Source organism: Pseudomonas sp. SDO55104_S430, assembly GCF_054070595.1.
Genome location: NZ_JBSVXG010000124.1, coordinates 1 through 17766, shown reverse-complemented (window position 1 = coordinate 17766; position 17766 = coordinate 1). Strand labels below are relative to the sequence as shown.

Annotated in this window: 20 protein-coding genes; 18 read left to right on the top strand and 2 right to left on the bottom strand. The window is 61.6% G+C overall.

Annotated features, from left to right (window positions below):
* Nucleotides 1–68: 68 nt before the first annotated feature.
* Nucleotides 69–746 carry an alpha/beta family hydrolase gene (locus tag ACW9JE_RS20010; protein ID WP_457433711.1) on the bottom strand — a complete coding sequence of 226 codons (678 nt, stop codon included), beginning with the start codon at nt 744–746 and terminating at the stop codon, nt 69–71.
* An 84-nt stretch (nt 747–830) separates the two neighbouring features.
* On the opposite strand from ACW9JE_RS20010, the gene ccoN (ACW9JE_RS20005) reads away from it, so the two are divergent.
* The 8 genes from ccoN (ACW9JE_RS20005) (at nt 831) to ccoP (ACW9JE_RS19970) (ending at nt 7728) form a co-directional block, all read left to right on the top strand.
* Nucleotides 831–2255, top strand: coding sequence for a cytochrome-c oxidase, cbb3-type subunit I (gene ccoN, locus ACW9JE_RS20005; protein WP_457433710.1), 1425 nt, complete (start codon nt 831–833; stop codon nt 2253–2255).
* A 10-nt stretch (nt 2256–2265) separates the two neighbouring features.
* Nucleotides 2266–2874, top strand: a complete 609-nt coding sequence (gene ccoO, locus ACW9JE_RS20000; RefSeq protein WP_224533909.1) for a cytochrome-c oxidase, cbb3-type subunit II — start codon at nt 2266–2268, stop codon at nt 2872–2874.
* Nucleotides 2875–2877: 3 nt separating this feature from the next.
* Entirely contained in the window at nt 2878–3075 is a 198-nt protein-coding gene (locus ACW9JE_RS19995; protein ID WP_457433709.1) for a cbb3-type cytochrome oxidase subunit 3, read from the top strand.
* Nucleotides 3072–4025 carry a cytochrome-c oxidase, cbb3-type subunit III gene (gene ccoP, locus ACW9JE_RS19990; protein ID WP_457433708.1) on the top strand — a complete coding sequence of 318 codons (954 nt, stop codon included), beginning with the start codon at nt 3072–3074 and terminating at the stop codon, nt 4023–4025. Before ACW9JE_RS19995 ends, ccoP (ACW9JE_RS19990) begins: the two co-directional genes overlap by 4 nt.
* Before the next feature lie 481 nt (nt 4026–4506).
* On the top strand, nt 4507–5949 hold the full coding sequence (gene ccoN / locus ACW9JE_RS19985; protein WP_110967184.1) for a cytochrome-c oxidase, cbb3-type subunit I: 1443 nt from the start codon (nt 4507–4509) through the stop codon (nt 5947–5949).
* Nucleotides 5949–6557, top strand: a complete 609-nt coding sequence (ccoO, locus tag ACW9JE_RS19980; RefSeq protein ID WP_034147919.1) for a cytochrome-c oxidase, cbb3-type subunit II — start codon at nt 5949–5951, stop codon at nt 6555–6557. Before ccoN (ACW9JE_RS19985) ends, ccoO (ACW9JE_RS19980) begins: the two co-directional genes overlap by 1 nt.
* Before the next feature lie 5 nt (nt 6558–6562).
* Nucleotides 6563–6748: a CcoQ/FixQ family Cbb3-type cytochrome c oxidase assembly chaperone gene (locus ACW9JE_RS19975; protein ID WP_032831505.1), complete on the top strand. Its 186-nt coding sequence runs from the start codon at nt 6563–6565 to the stop codon at nt 6746–6748.
* A complete protein-coding gene (gene ccoP, locus ACW9JE_RS19970; protein ID WP_457433707.1) occupies nt 6745–7728 on the top strand; it encodes a cytochrome-c oxidase, cbb3-type subunit III in 984 nt (327 codons plus the stop codon). The genes ACW9JE_RS19975 and ccoP (ACW9JE_RS19970) overlap by 4 nt, the downstream gene beginning before the upstream one ends.
* Nucleotides 7729–7924: 196 nt before the next feature.
* On the opposite strand, the gene ACW9JE_RS19965 is transcribed toward ccoP (ACW9JE_RS19970), so the two are convergent.
* Nucleotides 7925–8233 carry a hypothetical protein gene (locus tag ACW9JE_RS19965; RefSeq protein WP_224533913.1) on the bottom strand — a complete coding sequence of 103 codons (309 nt, stop codon included), beginning with the start codon at nt 8231–8233 and terminating at the stop codon, nt 7925–7927.
* Nucleotides 8234–8404: 171 nt separating this feature from the next.
* On the opposite strand from ACW9JE_RS19965, the gene ACW9JE_RS19960 reads away from it, so the two are divergent.
* From ACW9JE_RS19960 to ACW9JE_RS19915, 10 genes are all read left to right on the top strand, one after another.
* A complete protein-coding gene (locus ACW9JE_RS19960; RefSeq protein ID WP_224533920.1) occupies nt 8405–8659 on the top strand; it encodes a type II toxin-antitoxin system Phd/YefM family antitoxin in 255 nt (84 codons plus the stop codon).
* Complete coding sequence (locus ACW9JE_RS19955) at nt 8659–9069, top strand: type II toxin-antitoxin system VapC family toxin (RefSeq protein ID WP_224533914.1); 411 nt, start codon at nt 8659–8661, stop codon at nt 9067–9069. Before ACW9JE_RS19960 ends, ACW9JE_RS19955 begins: the two co-directional genes overlap by 1 nt.
* Nucleotides 9070–9275: 206 nt before the next feature.
* On the top strand, nt 9276–10691 hold the full coding sequence (gene ccoG, locus ACW9JE_RS19950) for a cytochrome c oxidase accessory protein CcoG (RefSeq protein WP_224533915.1): 1416 nt from the start codon (nt 9276–9278) through the stop codon (nt 10689–10691).
* A gap of 11 nt (nt 10692–10702) precedes the next feature.
* On the top strand, nt 10703–11242 hold the full coding sequence (locus tag ACW9JE_RS19945; protein ID WP_457433706.1) for a FixH family protein: 540 nt from the start codon (nt 10703–10705) through the stop codon (nt 11240–11242).
* Nucleotides 11243–11368: 126 nt separating this feature from the next.
* Entirely contained in the window at nt 11369–13819 is a 2451-nt protein-coding gene (locus ACW9JE_RS19940) for a heavy metal translocating P-type ATPase (protein WP_457433705.1), read from the top strand.
* Between the two features lie 22 nt (nt 13820–13841).
* The gene (gene ccoS / locus ACW9JE_RS19935; RefSeq protein ID WP_175377963.1) at nt 13842–14060 is read left to right on the top strand and encodes a cbb3-type cytochrome oxidase assembly protein CcoS; all 219 of its coding nucleotides are present in this window, start codon (nt 13842–13844) and stop codon (nt 14058–14060) included.
* A complete protein-coding gene (locus tag ACW9JE_RS19930; protein ID WP_457433704.1) occupies nt 14053–14736 on the top strand; it encodes a sulfite exporter TauE/SafE family protein in 684 nt (227 codons plus the stop codon). Before ccoS ends, ACW9JE_RS19930 begins: the two co-directional genes overlap by 8 nt.
* Nucleotides 14737–14813: 77 nt before the next feature.
* Complete coding sequence (hemN, locus tag ACW9JE_RS19925) at nt 14814–16196, top strand: oxygen-independent coproporphyrinogen III oxidase (protein WP_457433712.1); 1383 nt, start codon at nt 14814–14816, stop codon at nt 16194–16196.
* 93 nt (nt 16197–16289) lie between these two features.
* Nucleotides 16290–17024, top strand: coding sequence for a fumarate/nitrate reduction transcriptional regulator Fnr (gene fnr / locus ACW9JE_RS19920; RefSeq protein WP_110967175.1), 735 nt, complete (start codon nt 16290–16292; stop codon nt 17022–17024).
* Nucleotides 17025–17106: 82 nt separating this feature from the next.
* Entirely contained in the window at nt 17107–17655 is a 549-nt protein-coding gene (locus ACW9JE_RS19915) for an adenine phosphoribosyltransferase (protein WP_457433703.1), read from the top strand.
* The last annotated feature ends 111 nt before the right edge of the window (nt 17656–17766 follow it).

Below are 17766 nucleotides of genomic sequence, written 5' to 3'. Positions count from 1 at the left end.
GTGATCGACACAGAACCTTGTAGGAGCGAGGCTTGCCCGCGAAGAGGCCCGCCAGGACAACACAAACCTCACTGCAGAAACGCAGCCACCCGCTCCGCCGCCGAAGCCAAATGTTGCTCATGACTGAACCCCGAAGCCTTCAGCGGCTTCAAATCATGATCCGCCGCCACCAGCCAGCACACCTCGATCGCGGGTGACAGTTCATACCCCGCCACCGCCTCGCGATTACCCAAAGCATCGCGCTCACCCTGCACGATCAACGTCCGCGTCTTCAACCCGGCCAGATGCTCGACCCGTGGCTTCTCCGGCTTGCCCACCGCATAGAACGGATACCCCAGGCACACCAGCGCATCCGCGCCGAGTTCATCGGCGAGCAGGCTGGCCATCCGCCCGCCCATGGATTTGCCGCCGATCGCCAGCGGCCCGGTGACATGGCGCCGCACCTGGGCATACACCTCGCGCCAGCATTCAAGCAATTTCGGCGCCGGGTTCGGCGGACGTTTGCCGCCATCGACACGCCGCTGTGCCATATAGGGAAACTCGAAGCGCAGCACGTTGACCCCAAGCGCCGCGAGGCGTGTGGCCATGTCATTCATCCAGTCGCTGTCCATGGGCGCGCCGGCACCATGGACGAGGATCAATGTCGCCGAATTCGGCGCCACGGCGGCATTCCACAGCCATCCGTGATCGCGCACGCACTGCGCCCATTGATCCCCGTCAATACCGGCCTTGTGCCGTTTGTCCATGCTTGCCTCGCATTTAGTCTGCCTATAACTCCAGCCGAAGGATGCGCCGCTGGCGCGCTTGGGCTGAACCGTGGATGGGGAACCATGAACACTTCTATCAGTACCGCCTACAACTATAAGGTGGTCCGCCAATTCGCCATTATGACGGTGGTGTGGGGCATCGTCGGCATGGGGCTCGGGGTTTTTCTCGCTGCCCAGTTGGTCTGGCCCGAACTCAACTTCAACTTGCCGTGGACCAGTTTCGGTCGCTTGCGCCCGCTGCACACCAACGCGGTGATCTTCGCCTTCGGCGGCTGCGCGCTGTTTGCCAGCTCGTTCTACTCGGTGCAGCGCACCTGCCAGACTCAATTGTTCGCGCCGAAAATCGCCGCGTTCTGCTTCTGGGGCTGGCAACTGGTGATCCTGCTGGCGGCCATCAGCCTGCCACTGGGCTACACCAGTTCCAAGGAATACGCCGAGCTGGAATGGCCGATCGACATCCTGATCACCATCGTCTGGGTCGCCTACGCGATCGTGTTCTTCGGCACGGTGATGCAGCGCAGGACCAAACACATCTATGTCGGTAACTGGTTCTTCGGCGGGTTCATCATCACCGTCGCCATCCTGCACATCGTCAACAACCTTGAGTTGCCGGTGAGCTTCACCAAGTCCTACTCGATCTACGCCGGTGCCACCGATGCCATGGTGCAGTGGTGGTACGGGCACAACGCCGTGGGCTTTTTCCTCACCGCGGGCTTTTTGGGGATGATGTATTACTTCGTGCCCAAGCAGGCCGAGCGTCCGGTGTATTCCTATCGCCTGTCGATCGTGCACTTCTGGGCGCTGATCACCCTGTACATCTGGGCCGGCCCTCACCACCTGCACTACACCGCGCTGCCGGACTGGGCGCAGTCGCTGGGCATGGTGATGTCGCTGATCCTGCTGGCGCCGAGCTGGGGCGGCATGATCAACGGCATGATGACCCTCTCGGGCGCCTGGCATAAGTTGCGCAGCGACCCGATCCTGCGCTTCCTCGTGGTGTCGCTGGCGTTCTACGGCATGTCGACCTTCGAAGGCCCGATGATGGCGATCAAGACCGTGAACGCCCTCTCCCACTACACCGACTGGACCATCGGCCACGTGCACGCCGGCGCTCTTGGCTGGGTCGCGATGATTTCCATCGGCGCGCTGTACCACATGATCCCGAAAGTCTTCGGTCGCCCTCAGATGCACAGCATCGGCCTGATCAACGCGCACTTCTGGCTCGCCACCATCGGCACCGTTCTCTACATCGCCTCGATGTGGGTCAACGGCATCGCCCAGGGCCTGATGTGGCGCGCGGTGAACGAGGACGGCACGCTGACCTACTCCTTCGTCGAAACCCTGGTGGCCAGCCACCCGGGCTTCATCGTGCGACTGATCGGCGGGGCGGTGTTCCTAAGCGGCATGTTGCTGATGGCTTACAACACCTGGCGCACCGTGCGGGCCTCGCAGCCTGCCGACGTCGCCGCTGCCGCGCAGATGGCTTGAGGAGCTCGCGATGAAACACGAAACGATTGAAAAGAACGTCGGCCTGTTGATGCTGCTGATGGTGCTCGCCGTGAGCATCGGCGGCCTGACCCAGATCGTCCCGCTGTTCTTCCAGGACGTGACCAACAAGCCGGTGGACGGCATGAAACCCTACACCGCACTGCAACTCGAAGGCCGCGACATCTACATCCGCGAAGGCTGCGTGGGCTGTCACTCGCAGATGATCCGCCCGTTCCGCGCCGAGACCGAACGCTACGGCCACTACTCGGTTGCCGGCGAGAGCGTCTGGGATCACCCGTTCCTGTGGGGCTCGAAACGTACCGGTCCCGACCTGGCCCGGGTCGGCGCGCGCTACTCGGATGACTGGCACCGCGCGCATTTGTACAACCCGCGCAACGTAGTGCCGGAGTCGAAGATGCCTGCCTACCCATGGCTGGTCGCCAACGCGCTGGACAGCAGTCACACCGAAACCAAGCTGCGCGCCATGCGCACCCTGGGCGTGCCTTACACCGACGAGGACATTGCAGGCGCGACCGAGTCGCTCAAGGGCAAGACCGAAATGGACGCACTGGTTGCCTACCTGCAAGTGCTCGGCACTGCCATCAAGAGCAAGAGGTGATTCATGGTCATTGAAATGAGCACTGGAATGATCCGTGGCCTGGGCACCGTGGTGGTGTTCGTGGCCTTCGTCGGCCTGACCCTGTGGGTGTTCAACGCCAAGCGCAGCCCGGAGTTCGCCGAAGCGCGTCTGCTGCCGTTCGCCGACGAACCACAACCCGACACGACCCAAGAGTCCGCAACAAGGAGTACCCGGCCATGACCACCTTCTGGAGTACGTGGATCTGCGTACTGACCATCGGCAGCCTGATCGGCCTGACCTGGCTGCTGATCGGCACCCGCCGGGGCGAGACCAAGGGCAGCGTCGACCAGACCATGGGCCACAGCTTCGACGGCATCGAGGAATACGACAACCCGCTGCCGCAGTGGTGGTTCATGCTGTTCGCCGGCACTTTGGTGTTTGCCGTCGGCTACCTGATCCTCTATCCGGGCCTGGGCAACTGGAAAGGCATCCTGCCCGGTTACGAGAACGGCTGGACCGGCGCGCACGAGTGGGAAAAGGAGATGGACAAGGCCGACGCCAAATTCGGCCCGATCTTCGCCAAATTCGCCGCGATGCCATTGGAAGATGTCGCGCAGGATCCGCAGGCGCTGAAGATGGGCGGACGCCTGTTCGCCTCCAACTGCTCGGTGTGCCATGGCTCGGACGCCAAGGGTGCTTTCGGTTTCCCCAACCTGACCGACAACGACTGGCGCTGGGGCGGCGATGCGCAGACCATCAAGACCACCATCATGGGCGGTCGCATGGCGGCCATGCCGGCCTGGGGTGAAATCCTCGGCGAGGCCGGGGTGAAAAACGTCGCCGCTTACGTGCGCCACGAACTGGCGGGCCTGCCGCTGCCGGCTGACGACACCGCCGACCTGCAAGCCGGCCAACAGGTATTCAGCACCACCTGCACCGCCTGTCACGGCGCCACCGGCCAGGGCACCGAAGCCATGGGGGCGCCGAATCTGACGCATCCAGCCGGCTTCATTTACGGTTCGAGCCTGGCACAGCTGCAACAGACCATCCGCCATGGTCGCCAAGGCCACATGCCGGCCCAGAGCGAACTGCTCGGCAACGATAAAGTGCAATTGCTGGCCGCGTATGTGTACAGCCTGTCCCACGGATTGAATACCGAGCGCCTGCAGGCCGAAAGCAAAAAGCAATAATCGCTGACCGCTCTACTGCCGCATTCTCCCGAATGCGGCAGTTCCCTCCTTCTTTGCGACTCATTGTCGCACCCTCGAACAGACCGCCTTTCGGTTCCCCGGATTCGGGTCTACGCTTTCCCCGAAGCGGACTGGCCGATGCCGGTTCCAGGTCGACCCTGAACGATGTGTTCGACGAATCTGCCCGATGACAGGCCGCAAAGGCTGGTAGATACCGGCTGTCGCGACAATTGCCTTCGGTCACCGGAAGGTTGCATTCGAACACACCTCGTAACATCCGACCTGACCCCCTCGCCCATCCAGTCTTGAGTGGCCATTTGCCTGTGGGCAAATTTGCCCTTACGCGGCGCATGGAAAGGCCGCAGAATCAGCTTTTGAAAGCATTGACCCAAGTCATGGCGCGTTGCAATGACCCCCTGCTTTCTACATACTTGCGCCGATTTTTAATCCTAATAAAACACCCAAACCGTGGAACCTTAGAATGAGCACAGCAATCAGTCCGACTGCTTATAACTATAAGGTAGTCCGCCAGTTCGCCATCATGACGGTGGTCTGGGGGATCCTTGGCATGGGGCTCGGTGTCTTCATCGCCTCTCAACTGGTCTGGCCGGAATTGAACTTCGGTCTGCCCTGGACGAGCTTTGGACGCCTGCGCCCGTTGCACACAAACCTGGTGATTTTCGCCTTCGGTGGTTGTGCACTGTTTGCCACTTCCTATTACGTCGTGCAGCGAACCTGCCAAACGCGACTGATTTCCGACAGCCTCGCGGCCTTCACCTTCTGGGGTTGGCAAGCGGTGATCGTCGGCGCCATCGTTACCTTGCCGCTGGGTTACACCACCACCAAGGAATACGCTGAGCTGGAATGGCCTCTGGCTATTCTGCTGGCCATCGTCTGGGTCACCTACGGTCTGGTGTTCTTCGGCACCATCACCAAGCGCAAGACCAAGCACATCTATGTCGGCAACTGGTTCTACGGCGCGTTCATCGTCGTGACCGCGATGCTGCACATCGTCAACCACATGTCGCTGCCGGTCAGCCTGTTCAAGTCCTACTCCGCCTACTCGGGTGCGACGGACGCGATGATCCAGTGGTGGTACGGCCACAACGCCGTGGGCTTCTTCCTGACCACGGGCTTCCTGGGGATGATGTACTACTTCGTGCCGAAACAGGCCGAGCGTCCGATCTACTCCTATCGCCTGTCGATCGTGCACTTCTGGGCACTGATCACCCTCTACATCTGGGCCGGTCCTCACCACCTGCACTACACCGCTCTGCCGGATTGGGCACAATCGCTGGGCATGGCGATGTCGATCATCCTGCTGGCTCCGAGCTGGGGCGGCATGATCAACGGCATGATGACCCTGTCGGGCGCCTGGCATAAGCTGCGCACCGACCCGATCCTGCGCTTCCTGGTGGTTTCCCTGGCCTTCTACGGCATGTCGACCTTCGAAGGTCCGATGATGGCGATCAAGACCGTGAACTCGCTGTCGCACTACACCGACTGGACCATCGGCCACGTACACGCCGGTGCCTTGGGCTGGGTTGCGATGATCTCCATCGGCGCCGTTTACCACATGATTCCGAAACTGTTCGGACGTGCGCAGATGCACAGCGTCGGCCTGATCAACGCCCACTTCTGGCTCGCGACCATCGGCACCGTTCTGTACATCGCCTCGATGTGGGTAAACGGTATCACCCAGGGTCTGATGTGGCGTGCGATCAACGATGACGGCACCCTTACCTACTCGTTCGTCGAAGCACTGCAAGCCAGCCACCCGGGCTTCATCGTCCGCGCACTGGGCGGCGCATTCTTCGCCACCGGCATGCTGCTCATGGCCTACAACGTATGGCGCACCGTCCGTGCCTCGAACCCGGCAGAAGCTGAAGCCGCCGAACAGATCGCTGTAGTTGGAGCTCACTGATGAAGCATGAAGCAGTCGAGAAGAACATTGGCCTGCTGGCCTTCTTCATGGTCATCGCCGTCAGCGTCGGCGGCCTGACCCAGATCGTTCCGCTGTTTTTCCAGGACGTGACCAACAAGCCGGTCGAGGGCATGAAGCCGCGCTCCGCCCTTGAACTGGAAGGCCGCGACATCTACATCGCCAACGGCTGTGTCAGCTGCCACTCGCAGATGATCCGTCCGTTCCGTGCCGAAACCGAACGTTACGGGCACTACTCGGTCGCCGGTGAAAGCGTCTGGGATCACCCGTTCCTGTGGGGTTCCAAGCGTACCGGTCCGGACCTGGCCCGTGTCGGCGGTCGTTACTCAGATGACTGGCAGCGTGCGCACCTGTACAACCCGCGCAACGTGGTGCCTGAATCGAAGATGCCGGCCTACCCGTTCCTCGTGGAAAACAAGCTCGACGGCAAAGACACCGCCAAGAAAATGGAAGTCTTGCGCACGCTCGGCGTCCCTTACACCGACGAAGACATCGCCGGTGCCAAGGATGCCGTGAAGGGCAAAACCGAAATGGACGCGCTGGTGGCCTATCTGCAAGGCCTGGGCACCATCATCAAAAGCAAACGGTGATCTAAATGGATATCGGGATGATTCGTGGCCTGGGCACCGTCGTGGTGATGGTGGCCTTCGTGGGTCTGGCCTTGTGGGTGTTCAGCCCCAAGCGCAAGTCGGAGTTTGAAGACGCGACCTTGCTGCCTTTCGCGGATGATCCCGAAGCCATCAAGCACGTCGAGCAAGCTTCTAGGAGTAACAAAGAATGACTACATTCTGGAGTCTGTACGTCACAGTCCTCAGTCTCGGTACGATCTTTTGCCTGACCTGGCTGCTGTTGTCGACCCGCAAGGGCCAGCGCAGCGAGGCCACCGAAGAGACGGTTGGGCACTCTTTCGACGGGATCGAGGAGTACGACAACCCGCTGCCGAAATGGTGGTTCATGCTATTCGTGGGCACCATCGTTTTCGCCCTGGGCTACCTGGTGCTGTACCCGGGCCTTGGCAACTGGAAAGGCCTGCTGCCAGGTTACAACTACCTGGATAACGAAAAGCAGACCGCGTTCGCCAACGGCCAGACCGGCTGGACCGGCGTTCACGAGTGGGAAAAGGAAATGGCTCGTTCGGACGCCAAGTTCGGTCCGATCTTCGCCAAGTTCGCCGCCATGCCGATCGAAGAAGTGGCCAAGGACCCGCAAGCCCTGAAGATGGGTGGCCGCCTGTTCGCCTCCAACTGTTCGGTCTGCCACGGTTCCGACGCCAAGGGCGCCTATGGCTTCCCGAACCTGACCGACAACGATTGGCGCTGGGGCGGCGAGCCGGAAGCCATCAAGACCACCATCATGGGCGGTCGCCACGCGGTCATGCCGGCGTGGGCTGACGTGATCGGCGAGCAAGGCGTAGCGGACGTTGCCGCGTTCATCGTGACCAATCTCGACGGCCGCAAACTGCCGGAAGGCACCAAGGCCGATGCGGCCAACGGCCAGAAGCTGTTCGCTGCCAACTGCGTGGCTTGCCACGGTCCGGAAGGCAAAGGCACCCCGGCCATGGGCGCGCCAAACCTGACTCACCCGGCGGCGTTCATCTACGGTTCGAGCTTCGCTCAACTGCAGCAGACCATCCGTTACGGCCGTCAGGGCCAGATGCCTGCGCAAGAGCAGATGCAAGGCAACGACAAGGTTCACCTGCTGGCCGCTTACGTCTACAGCCTGTCCCATGGCGAGAAGGCTCCGGCGGAAGATGCCCAATAAGGCAGACGCCTCGGGCGATTGAACCCAAGCAGCGCTTCACGAAAAATCCGATGCCAGTCGCCTGGCATCGGATTTTTTTATGCCCCACCTTATGTAGGAGCGAGCTTGCTCGCGATGGAGTCTCAGCCACCGCGGGGTGTCAGACAGCCAGCGTTATCGTTGACGACCATCGCGAGCGTGCTCGCTCCTACAGGGGTTACGCTCCGGATTCAGGATCGCTTGCGGGCAAGTCTGGGGAAGTCTGCCCGGTTTCTTCCCGCTCGATCGCCTGCGGATCATCCTGCGCCTCACCGACACCACTGTGAGTTCCGGCCTGCGGATGCTCGCTCGACACCCTGTTGGTGACATCAACATCCGTCATATCTTCATCGACCGGCGACTCATCATCCGGCGCCAGCGGAACCTCGGACCCGCTTTGCCTCGGGTCATGCCCGGTTTCGTTGTCGGTCGTGCGCGTGACTTCCTGCTGCGACATGTTTCCAGGTGCATTCTCGTCAATGTCCATGCTGCTTCTCCGTTCGCATGCGCGGGATATCCGCTCTTAAACGTGAGAAACAATGCAGCGGCTTGAGTGCCTTGCATTGGACGAATGGTGAGCGACAACCGCATTGAAGTTGCGGGCAGTGCGAACTAGTAGTAACGTTTCTACATTAGCCATTCAGGAGGGTCAGACATGATGGCCATCACCACCATTTCCAGCCGCGAATTCAACCAGGACACAAGTGGTGCCAAAAAAGCCACGCGCCAGGGACCGGTTTTCATCACTGATCGAGGCAAACCAGCCCACGTGCTGCTAAGTATTGAGGAGTACCAAAAACTGACCGGCATGAACGCCGACATCGTTGACCTGCTCGTCATGCCGGAAGCGGCAGATATCGAGTTCGAAACCGAGCGTGCCGTGATCAATCATCGCCCTGTGGATCTGTCCTGATGTACCTACTCGATACCAATGTCATTTCGGAACTGCGCAAACCCCAGGCAGACGCTAACGTCGTCGCCTGGGCCAAAAGCATCATCGCACCACGCATGTTTATTTCGGCCATTACCGTGAAGGAACTGGAGACCGGGGTTCTGCGCATGGAACGTCGTGATCCAGCGCAAGGAAAGGTATTGCGCAGCTGGCTCAAGCGCCATGTCTTACCGGCTTTCGATGCCCGGATTCTGCCAGTCGATACTGCCGTGGCGCTTCGCTGCGCCAGTCTGCATGTGCCAGACCGCGCCAATGAAGCCGACTCCTTGATTGCCGCGACGGCGCTGGTCCATGGCCTGACTGTGGTCACACGCAACATCGGCGACTTCCAGGCCAGCGGTGTTCAGCTCATCAACCCATGGGCCGATTGACCTCTCCACCGCGCAAAACCGGCCATAATTCACAAGTCAATTGATACAGGTCATTACACGGTCATTTGATTTCCACCAACGTGACCAAAGGTCGCACCCTTGAGCCAGAGCGACAGGCGTATCATTGCGCCACTGCGACACCCCTTTTTGACCGCGGTTGGCACGTACTGACCGAGGCATTTTTCCACTGCCGTGGGATGCAACCGATGAGCAACCAGATTCCGGTACACGACGTTACTCCGCCCGCCAAAAACGCGAATAACAGCGTCGACCTCTACGCCTCCCGGGAAAAGATCTACACCCGCGCTTTCACCGGCCTGTTCCGCAACCTGCGGATGGCAGGCGGTGCCGTGTTGTTCCTGCTGTACTTCGGTACGGTTTGGCTGAACTGGGGCGGGCACCAGGCCGTCTGGTGGAACCTGCCAGAACGTAAATTCTTCATCTTCGGCGCAACCTTCTGGCCCCAGGATTTCATCCTGCTCTCGGGCATGTTGATCATCGCCGCCTTCGGCCTGTTCTTCATCACCGTGTACGCCGGCCGGGTCTGGTGCGGTTACACCTGCCCGCAAAGCGTCTGGACGTGGATCTACATGTGGTGCGAAAAGGTCACCGAAGGCGACCGCAACCAACGCATCAAGCTCGACAAGGCGCCGATGAGCGCCAATAAATTCCTGCGCAAATTCAGCAAGCACACGATGTGGCTGCTGATCGGTTTCGTGACCGGCATGACCTTCGTCGGCTACTTCTCGCCGATCCGTGAACTGGTCATCGACTTCTTCACCGGCGAGGCCGATGGCTGGTCGTATTTCTGGGTTGGTTTCTTCACCCTCGCCACCTACGGCAACGCCGGCTGGCTGCGGGAGCAAGTGTGCATCTACATGTGCCCGTACGCGCGCTTCCAGAGCGTGATGTTCGACAAGGACACCCTGATCGTTTCCTACGACCCGCGTCGCGGCGAAGGCCGTGGCCCGCGCAAGAAAGGGATCGATTACAAGGCCCAGGGCCTGGGCGACTGCATCGACTGCACCATGTGCGTCCAGGTCTGCCCGACCGGCATCGACATCCGCGACGGCCTTCAAATCGAATGCATCGGCTGCGCCGCCTGCATCGACGCCTGCGACGCGATCATGGACAAGATGGAATATCCGCGCGGCCTGATCAGCTACACCACCGAGCACAACCTGTCGGGGCATCAGACCCATAAACTGCGTCCGCGCCTGATCGGCTATGCGGTGGTTCTGCTGGTGATGATCAGCTTGCTGGTGACCGCATTCTTCATGCGTTCGCTGGTAGGCTTCGACGTCAGCAAGGACCGCGTGCTGTATCGCGAGAATGCCGAAGGCCGGATCGAAAACGTCTACAGCCTGAAGATCATGAACAAGGATCAACGCGACCACACCTACCTGCTTGAAGCCACCGGCCTGCCGGACCTCAAGCTGCAGGGTCGACGCGAGATCAAGGTGGCGGCCGGCGATATCGTCAGCCAGCCGGCCGAACTGTCCGTGGCCCCGGAACACCTGCCATCGAGCACCAACGAGGTGAAATTCATCCTCAAGGACGCCGATGACGCCAGCATTCACGTTGAAGCCAAGAGCCGATTCATCGGCCCACAAAATCGTTGAGAGAAGTGAACATGCCCGCAGCAAACGCCGCAAGCCCGTGGTACAAGCACCTTTGGCCATGGATCATCATCGGGATTCTGGCCTGCTCGGTGACCCTGACCTTGTCCATGGTGACCATCGCGGTGAACAACCCGGACAACCTGGTCAACGACAACTACTACGAGGCCGGCAAAGGCATCAACCGCTCTCTGGACCGCGAACTGCTGGCGCAGACCCTGTTGATGCGCGCCAGTGTCCGCCTGGATGACGTGACCGGCGAAGTCGACCTGCGCCTGAGCGGCAACAGCCAGCCGCAAACCCTGGAGCTGAACCTGATCTCCCCGACCCAGCCGGAGAAGGACCGCAAGATCATCCTGACCCGCAGCGAAACCGAACAGGGCCGCTACCTCGGCCAGTTGAGCGACAAGGTCGAAGGTCGGCGCTTTGTCGAATTGCTGGGTACTCAGGACGACCATATCTGGCGCCTGTTCGAGGAAGAAGCGGTCGACCATGAGAAGGACCTGCTGCTCGGTGATGAGCCGTTGCAGGGGGCGGAAGACCTGAAAAAATAAAGTCGCGCTTCGCGCATCGCGAGCAGGCTCGCTCACACAATGGATCGCGTTTTCCTGTGGGAGCGAGCCTGCTCGCGATGAGGCCCTATCCGACGCAACAGTTTCAGCGGTATCAATAAAAATCCAATGACCACCCCACTCCCCTGCTACCACTGCGCCCTGCCCGTCCCAGCCGGCAGCCGTTTCACCGCGGCGGTCCTTGGGCAAACCCGCGAATTCTGTTGCCCTGGCTGTCAGGCGGTGGCCGAAGCGATCGTGGCCGGCGGACTGGAAAGCTATTACCAGCATCGCAGCGAAGCCTCGGCCAACCCCGAAGCGCTGCCGGTGCAACTCGTCGACGAGCTGGCGCTGTATGACCGCGCCGAAGTGCAGCAACCCTTTGTCCGCCACGAAGGCGAGCTGGCGGAAACCACGTTGCTGATGGAAGGCATCAGTTGCGCCGCCTGTGGCTGGCTGATCGAGAAACACCTGCGCGCGCTGCCAGCGGTGGCCGAGGCACGACTGAACCTGTCGAACCATCGCCTGCACGTGAGCTGGGCCGACGCGCAACTGCCCCTCAGCCAGATCCTCAGCGAGCTGCGCCACATCGGCTACGCCGCACACCCCTACCAGGCCGACCGCGCCAGCGAGCAACTGGCCAGCGAAAACCGTCTGGCCCTACGTCAGCTCGGGGTCGCCGGCCTGCTGTGGTTCCAGGCAATGATGGCGACCATGGCCACCTGGCCGGAATTCAACATCGACCTCAGCCCCGAAATGCACACGATCCTGCGCTGGGTCGCGCTGTTCCTCACCACGCCGATCGTGTTCTACAGCTGCGCGCCGTTCTTCAAGGGCGCCATGCGCGATTTGCGCACCCGTCACCTGACCATGGACGTTTCGGTATCGCTGGCCATTGGCAGCGCCTACATCGCCGGGATCTGGACTTCGATCACTGGCGTCGGCGAGCTGTATTTCGACGCGGTTGGCATGTTTGCTTTGTTCCTGCTGGCCGGGCGATACCTCGAGCGTCGCGCCCGGGAGCGCACCGCCGCCGCCACCGCGCAGCTGGTCAACTTGCTGCCCGCCTCCTGCCTGCGCCTGAACCCGGATGGCCAGAGCGAACGCATTCTGCTGAGCGAACTTAAAGTGGGCGATCAAGTGCTCGTCCATCCGGGCGCCGTGCTTCCGGCTGACGGCAGGATTATCGACGGCCAGTCGAGCATCGACGAATCCCTTCTGACCGGCGAATACCTGCCACAACCTCGCACCCCGGGCGATGCCGTCACCGCCGGCACCCTGAACGTCGAAGGCGCGCTGACCGTGCAAGTCCAGGCGCTCGGCCAGGACACCCGGCTCTCGGCCATCGTCCGTCTGCTGGATCGCGCCCAGGCCGAAAAACCACGACTGGCGGAAATCGCCGACCGCGCCTCGCAGTGGTTCCTGCTGCTGACTCTGATCGCCTCGGCCTGCATCGGCCTGTTGTGGTGGCAGCTGGATTCGGCGCGAGCTTTCTGGATTGTCCTGGCGATGCTGGTCGCTACCTGCCCCTGCGCACTGTCGCTGGCAACGCCGACCGCCCTCACCGCCGCCACCGGCACCCTGCATAAACTCGGCTTGTTGCTGACTCGCGGCCATGTGCTGGAAGGCATCAACCAGATCGATACGGTGATTTTCGACAAGACCGGCACCCTTACCGAAGGACGACTGGCCCTGCGCTCGATCCGTCCCCTCGGCGCCCTCGACAGCGATCAATGCCTGAGCCTGGCCGCCGCCCTGGAAAACCGCTCCGAACACCCCATCGCCCGCGCCTTTGGTCGTGCGCCTCTGGCCGCCGAAGAGGTGCACAGCTCCCCCGGTCTGGGCCTTGAAGGACGGGTTGGCGAGCAGCGTCTGCGGATTGGCCAGCCCGGTTTTGTCTGCGAACTCAGCGGCGCCGCTGAACCTTCTATGCCGGATGAAGCCGGGCAATGGCTACTGCTCGGCGATCAGCAGGGACCGCTGGCCTGGTTCGTCCTCGACGACCGTTTGCGCAGCGATGCTCCGGCCTTGCTGGCCGCCTGCAAGGCCCGCGGCTGGCGCACGGTGTTGCTGTCCGGCGACAGTTCGCCGATGGTCGCCAGTGTCGCGGCGGAACTGGGCATCGACGAAGCCCGGGGCGGCTTGCGGCCGGACGACAAGTTGCAGGTTCTGCAGCAACTGCATCAACAAGGCTGCAAGGTGCTGATGCTCGGCGACGGGGTCAATGATGTGCCGGTGCTGGCTGCCGCCGATATCAGCGTGGCCATGGGCTCGGCCACCGATCTTGCGAAAACCAGTGCCGACGCGGTGCTGTTGTCCAATCGCCTCGATGCTCTGGTGGAGGCTTTCAGCCTGGCCCGGCGCACCCGTCGGGTGATCATCGAGAATCTGCTGTGGGCCGGGTTGTACAATGGCCTCATGTTGCCGTTCGCCGCCCTCGGCTGGATCACGCCAGTGTGGGCTGCGGTCGGCATGTCCATCAGTTCGTTGACCGTGGTGCTCAATGCCCTGCGCCTGACTCGCCTGCCGGGCGCGCAGGCGCAGGCCACCACGACAGAAACCCGCCCGCTGCCGGCCTGAGCCGCGCGGGCATGGAGTCCAGATGCCAGCTCTCTACGTGATGATCCCGGCCGCACTGCTGATCGTGGCCATCGCTATCTACATTTTCTTCTGGGCTGTCGACAGTGGTCAGTACGACGACCTCGACGGTCCGGCCCACAGCATCCTGTTCGACGACCAGGACCCGAACCACACCGCGGCCGTCGACGAGGCCAGCGGCCAGCCGGCCAAACCCGATGACAAGGCGCCGCCCCATGCTTGAACTGGCGCCCTTGCTGGTGTCTGCGGTGATTCTCGGTCTGCTTGGTGGCGGTCATTGCCTGGGCATGTGCGGTGGTTTGATGGGCGCGCTGACCCTGGCAATTCCCAAGGAGCAACGCAGCCGCCGCTTTCGCCTGCTGCTGGCCTATAACCTGGGACGCATCCTCAGCTACGCCCTCGCCGGCCTACTGATCGGCCTGGCCGGCTGGGCGGTGGCCAACAGCCCGGCGGCCATGTTCATGCGCGTGCTCGCCGGGCTGTTACTGATTGCCATGGGCCTGTACCTGGCCGGCTGGTGGAGCGGACTGACCCGCATCGAAAGCCTGGGCCGTGGGCTTTGGCGGCAGATTCAGCCGGTGGCGAACAAGCTGCTGCCGGTGTCGAGCTTCCCCCGCGCGCTGCTGCTGGGCGCGCTCTGGGGCTGGCTGCCGTGCGGTCTGGTCTACAGCACCCTGCTGTGGTCGGCCAGCCAGGGCAATGCGCTGGACAGTGCGCTGCTGATGCTGGCGTTCGGCCTCGGCACCTGGCCGGTGCTGCTCGCCACCGGGCTGGCGGCGGAACGGGTGACGGCGTTGTTGCGCAAACGCAGCGTGCGCATGGCCGGCGGGTTGCTGGTGATCCTGTTCGGCATCTGGACCTTGCCGGGGCCGCATCAGCATTGGCTGATGGGGCATTGACGCAAATCAAGATACCCAAATGCCCCACCCCCTAGACTGGCCAGCACCGCCAGCCGATTCCGGGGGATGCCCGCATGCTGCTCGACACCATTCGTTGGGATACCGATCTGATCCGCCGTTATGACCTGGCGGGTCCGCGCTACACCTCTTATCCGACCGCCGTGCAATTCAACGCCCAAGTCGGCAGCTTCGACCTGTTCCATGCCCTGCGCGAAAGCCGCAAGGCCCTGCGCCCGCTGTCGCTGTACGTGCACGTGCCGTTCTGCGCGAACATTTGCTATTACTGCGCCTGCAACAAGGTCATCACCAAGGACCGTGGCCGCGCCCTGCCCTACCTGCAGCGACTGGAGCAGGAAATCCAGCTCATCGCCTGTCACCTGGACCCGCAGCAGAAGGTCGAGCGACTGCACTTCGGCGGCGGCACTCCGACCTTCCTCAGCCATGACGAACTGCGTCAGCTGATGGCGCACCTGCGCGAGCACTTCAACCTGCTCGACGATGATTCCGGGGACTACGGCATCGAAATCGATCCCCGTGAAGCCGACTGGTCGACCATGGGCCTGCTCCGCGAACTGGGCTTCAACCGCGTGAGCATCGGCGTGCAGGACCTCGATCCTGCAGTCCAGCGTGCAGTGAATCGCCTGCAAACCCTGGAGCAGACCCGCGCGGTGATCGATGCCGCCCGCACCCTGCAATTCCGTTCGATCAACATCGACCTGATCTACGGCCTGCCGAAACAGACCCCGGACAACTTTGCCCGCACCGTCGAAGAAGTCATCCACCTGCAGCCTGACCGACTCTCGGTGTTCAACTACGCCCACTTGCCGGAACGCTTCATGCCGCAGCGGCGCATCAACGGCAATGACCTGCCGACGCCTGCGCAGAAACTGGAGATGCTGCAGCGCACCATCGATCAGCTGACCGCTGCCGGCTACCGCTACATCGGCATGGACCACTTCGCCCTGCCTGACGACGAACTGGCGATTGCCCAGGAAGAATCGACCCTGCAACGCAACTTCCAGGGATACACCACCCACGGCCATTGCGATCTGATCGGGCTTGGGGTGTCGGCGATCAGCCAGATCGGCGATCTGTACTGCCAGAACAGCAGCGACCTGACCCAGTACCAGAACAGCCTGGCCTCGGCGCAACTGGCTACCAGCCGTGGCCTGCTGTGCGACGCCGACGACCGCCTGCGGCGCGCGGTGATTCAACAGCTGATCTGCCATTTCCACCTGGAATTCGCCGAGTTCGAACAGACCTTCAACATCGATTTCCAGGGCTATTTCGGCGAACTTTGGCCGCAATTGCAGCAAATGGCCAAAGACGGGCTGATCGAACTGGATCGCCAAAGCATCAATGTGTTGCCCGCCGGGCGTTTATTGGTTCGTTCGGTGTGCATGGTGTTTGATGCCTATTTGCAGCAACACAGCCAGCAACGTTTTTCCCGAGTGATCTGACGGCCTGCGTCAAATCCGCCACGCGCTGGCCCTAATGTCCTGCGCTGAGTTACCCTTACAGCCTATGTGTGTTTTCCCACAAGGATTGAAGAAATGTCCGAGCCAGTAAAACTGCGCACTCATAATCAGGCTCACTGCAAGGACTGCAGCCTGGCCCCGTTGTGCCTGCCACTGTCGCTGAATCTGGAAGACATGGACGCACTGGACGAAATCGTCAAACGCGGCCGCCCGTTGAAGAAAGGCGAGTTTCTGTTCCGCCAGGGTGACACCTTCGATTCCGTTTACGCCGTGCGTTCCGGCGCGTTGAAAACCTTCAACCTGAGCGATGCCGGCGAAGAACAACTCACCGGTTTCCACCTGCCGAGCGAGCTGGTGGGCCTGTCGGGCATGGACACCGAAAAGCATCCGGTGTCGGCACAGGCCCTGGAAACCACCTCGGTGTGTGAAATCCCCTTCGAGCGCCTCGACGAACTGGCCCTGCAACTGCCGCAACTGCGCCGTCAGTTGATGCGGGTGATGAGCCGGGAGATTCGCGACGATCAACAGATGATGTTGCTGCTGTCGAAGAAAACCGCCGACGAGCGCATCGCCACCTTCCTGGTCAACCTGTCGGCGCGCTTCCGTGCCCGCGGTTTCTCGGCCAATCAGTTCCGTCTGAGCATGTCGCGCAACGAAATCGGCAACTACCTGGGGCTGGCGGTGGAAACCGTGTCCCGGGTGTTCACGCGCTTCCAGCAGAACGAGCTGATCGCCGCCGAAGGCAAGGAAATCCGCATCCTCGACCCGATCCAGTTGTGTGCATTGGCTGGCGGTTCGGTCGAAGGTTGATCGCGCCGATTTACGGCTGAGCGAAACGGTTCAGCCGCCGTTATAATGCGCCGTTTTGCAGCCCTGCCAGGACACCACGACGATGGTCTTCGACTCCTTCGACATCAAATCCCTCATCCGCCCCGTGATCGACTTTCCCAAGCCGGGCGTGATCTTTCGCGACATCACTCCGCTGTTCCAGTCGCCAACGGCCATGCGCGTGGTGATGGACAGCTTCGCCCACCGTTATGTCGAGGCCGATTTCACTCACATCGGCGCCATGGACGCCCGTGGTTTCCTGATCGGCTCGGTACTGGCCTATCAGCTGAACAAGCCACTGGTGCTGTTCCGCAAGCAGGGCAAGTTGCCGGCCGACGTGCTGGCCGAGGGCTACGCGACCGAATACGGCGAGGCCTTCCTGGAAGTGCACGCCGACAGCCTGTGCGAGGGCGATTCGGTGGTGATGTTCGATGACCTGATCGCTACCGGCGGGACCCTGATTGCGGCGGCAAACCTGATTCGCCGGATGGGTGCGCGGGTGCATGAAGCGGCGGCGATCATTGATCTGCCGGAGCTGGGTGGGTCGCAGCGGCTGGTGGATCTTGGGATTCCGACGTTCTGCCTGACGCAGTTTGCGTTGTCCGAGAAGTAAGCGGCGCCTGTCAGCAAGTCTTCGCGGGCAAGCCTCGCTCCTACAGGTTTTGATGGTGTATTGAACACCGCCCCACCTGTAGGAGCGGGGCTTGCCCGCGAAGGCGTCAGT

What these genes read in the sequence shown, in the direction of transcription:
- ACW9JE_RS19995 (WP_457433709.1), top strand. Translation starts at nt 2,878, where the DNA reads ATGGTCATTGAAATGAGCACTGGAATGATCCGTGGCCTGGGCACCGTG.
- ccoS (WP_175377963.1), top strand. Translation starts at nt 13,842, where the DNA reads ATGCCAGCTCTCTACGTGATGATCCCGGCCGCACTGCTGATCGTGGCC.
- ACW9JE_RS19945 (WP_457433706.1), top strand. Translation starts at nt 10,703, where the DNA reads ATGCCCGCAGCAAACGCCGCAAGCCCGTGGTACAAGCACCTTTGGCCA.
- ACW9JE_RS20010 (WP_457433711.1), bottom strand. Translation starts at nt 746, where the DNA reads ATGGACAAACGGCACAAGGCCGGTATTGACGGGGATCAATGGGCGCAG.
- fnr (WP_110967175.1), top strand. Translation starts at nt 16,290, where the DNA reads ATGTCCGAGCCAGTAAAACTGCGCACTCATAATCAGGCTCACTGCAAG.
- ccoN (WP_110967184.1), top strand. Translation starts at nt 4,507, where the DNA reads ATGAGCACAGCAATCAGTCCGACTGCTTATAACTATAAGGTAGTCCGC.
- ccoO (WP_034147919.1), top strand. Translation starts at nt 5,949, where the DNA reads ATGAAGCATGAAGCAGTCGAGAAGAACATTGGCCTGCTGGCCTTCTTC.
- ccoP (WP_457433707.1), top strand. Translation starts at nt 6,745, where the DNA reads ATGACTACATTCTGGAGTCTGTACGTCACAGTCCTCAGTCTCGGTACG.
- ccoO (WP_224533909.1), top strand. Translation starts at nt 2,266, where the DNA reads ATGAAACACGAAACGATTGAAAAGAACGTCGGCCTGTTGATGCTGCTG.
- ACW9JE_RS19915 (WP_457433703.1), top strand. Translation starts at nt 17,107, where the DNA reads ATGGTCTTCGACTCCTTCGACATCAAATCCCTCATCCGCCCCGTGATC.
- ccoN (WP_457433710.1), top strand. Translation starts at nt 831, where the DNA reads ATGAACACTTCTATCAGTACCGCCTACAACTATAAGGTGGTCCGCCAA.
- ACW9JE_RS19940 (WP_457433705.1), top strand. Translation starts at nt 11,369, where the DNA reads ATGACCACCCCACTCCCCTGCTACCACTGCGCCCTGCCCGTCCCAGCC.
- ccoP (WP_457433708.1), top strand. Translation starts at nt 3,072, where the DNA reads ATGACCACCTTCTGGAGTACGTGGATCTGCGTACTGACCATCGGCAGC.
- ACW9JE_RS19975 (WP_032831505.1), top strand. Translation starts at nt 6,563, where the DNA reads ATGGATATCGGGATGATTCGTGGCCTGGGCACCGTCGTGGTGATGGTG.
- ccoG (WP_224533915.1), top strand. Translation starts at nt 9,276, where the DNA reads ATGAGCAACCAGATTCCGGTACACGACGTTACTCCGCCCGCCAAAAAC.
- ACW9JE_RS19960 (WP_224533920.1), top strand. Translation starts at nt 8,405, where the DNA reads ATGGCCATCACCACCATTTCCAGCCGCGAATTCAACCAGGACACAAGT.
- ACW9JE_RS19965 (WP_224533913.1), bottom strand. Translation starts at nt 8,233, where the DNA reads ATGGACATTGACGAGAATGCACCTGGAAACATGTCGCAGCAGGAAGTC.
- ACW9JE_RS19930 (WP_457433704.1), top strand. Translation starts at nt 14,053, where the DNA reads ATGCTTGAACTGGCGCCCTTGCTGGTGTCTGCGGTGATTCTCGGTCTG.
- ACW9JE_RS19955 (WP_224533914.1), top strand. Translation starts at nt 8,659, where the DNA reads ATGTACCTACTCGATACCAATGTCATTTCGGAACTGCGCAAACCCCAG.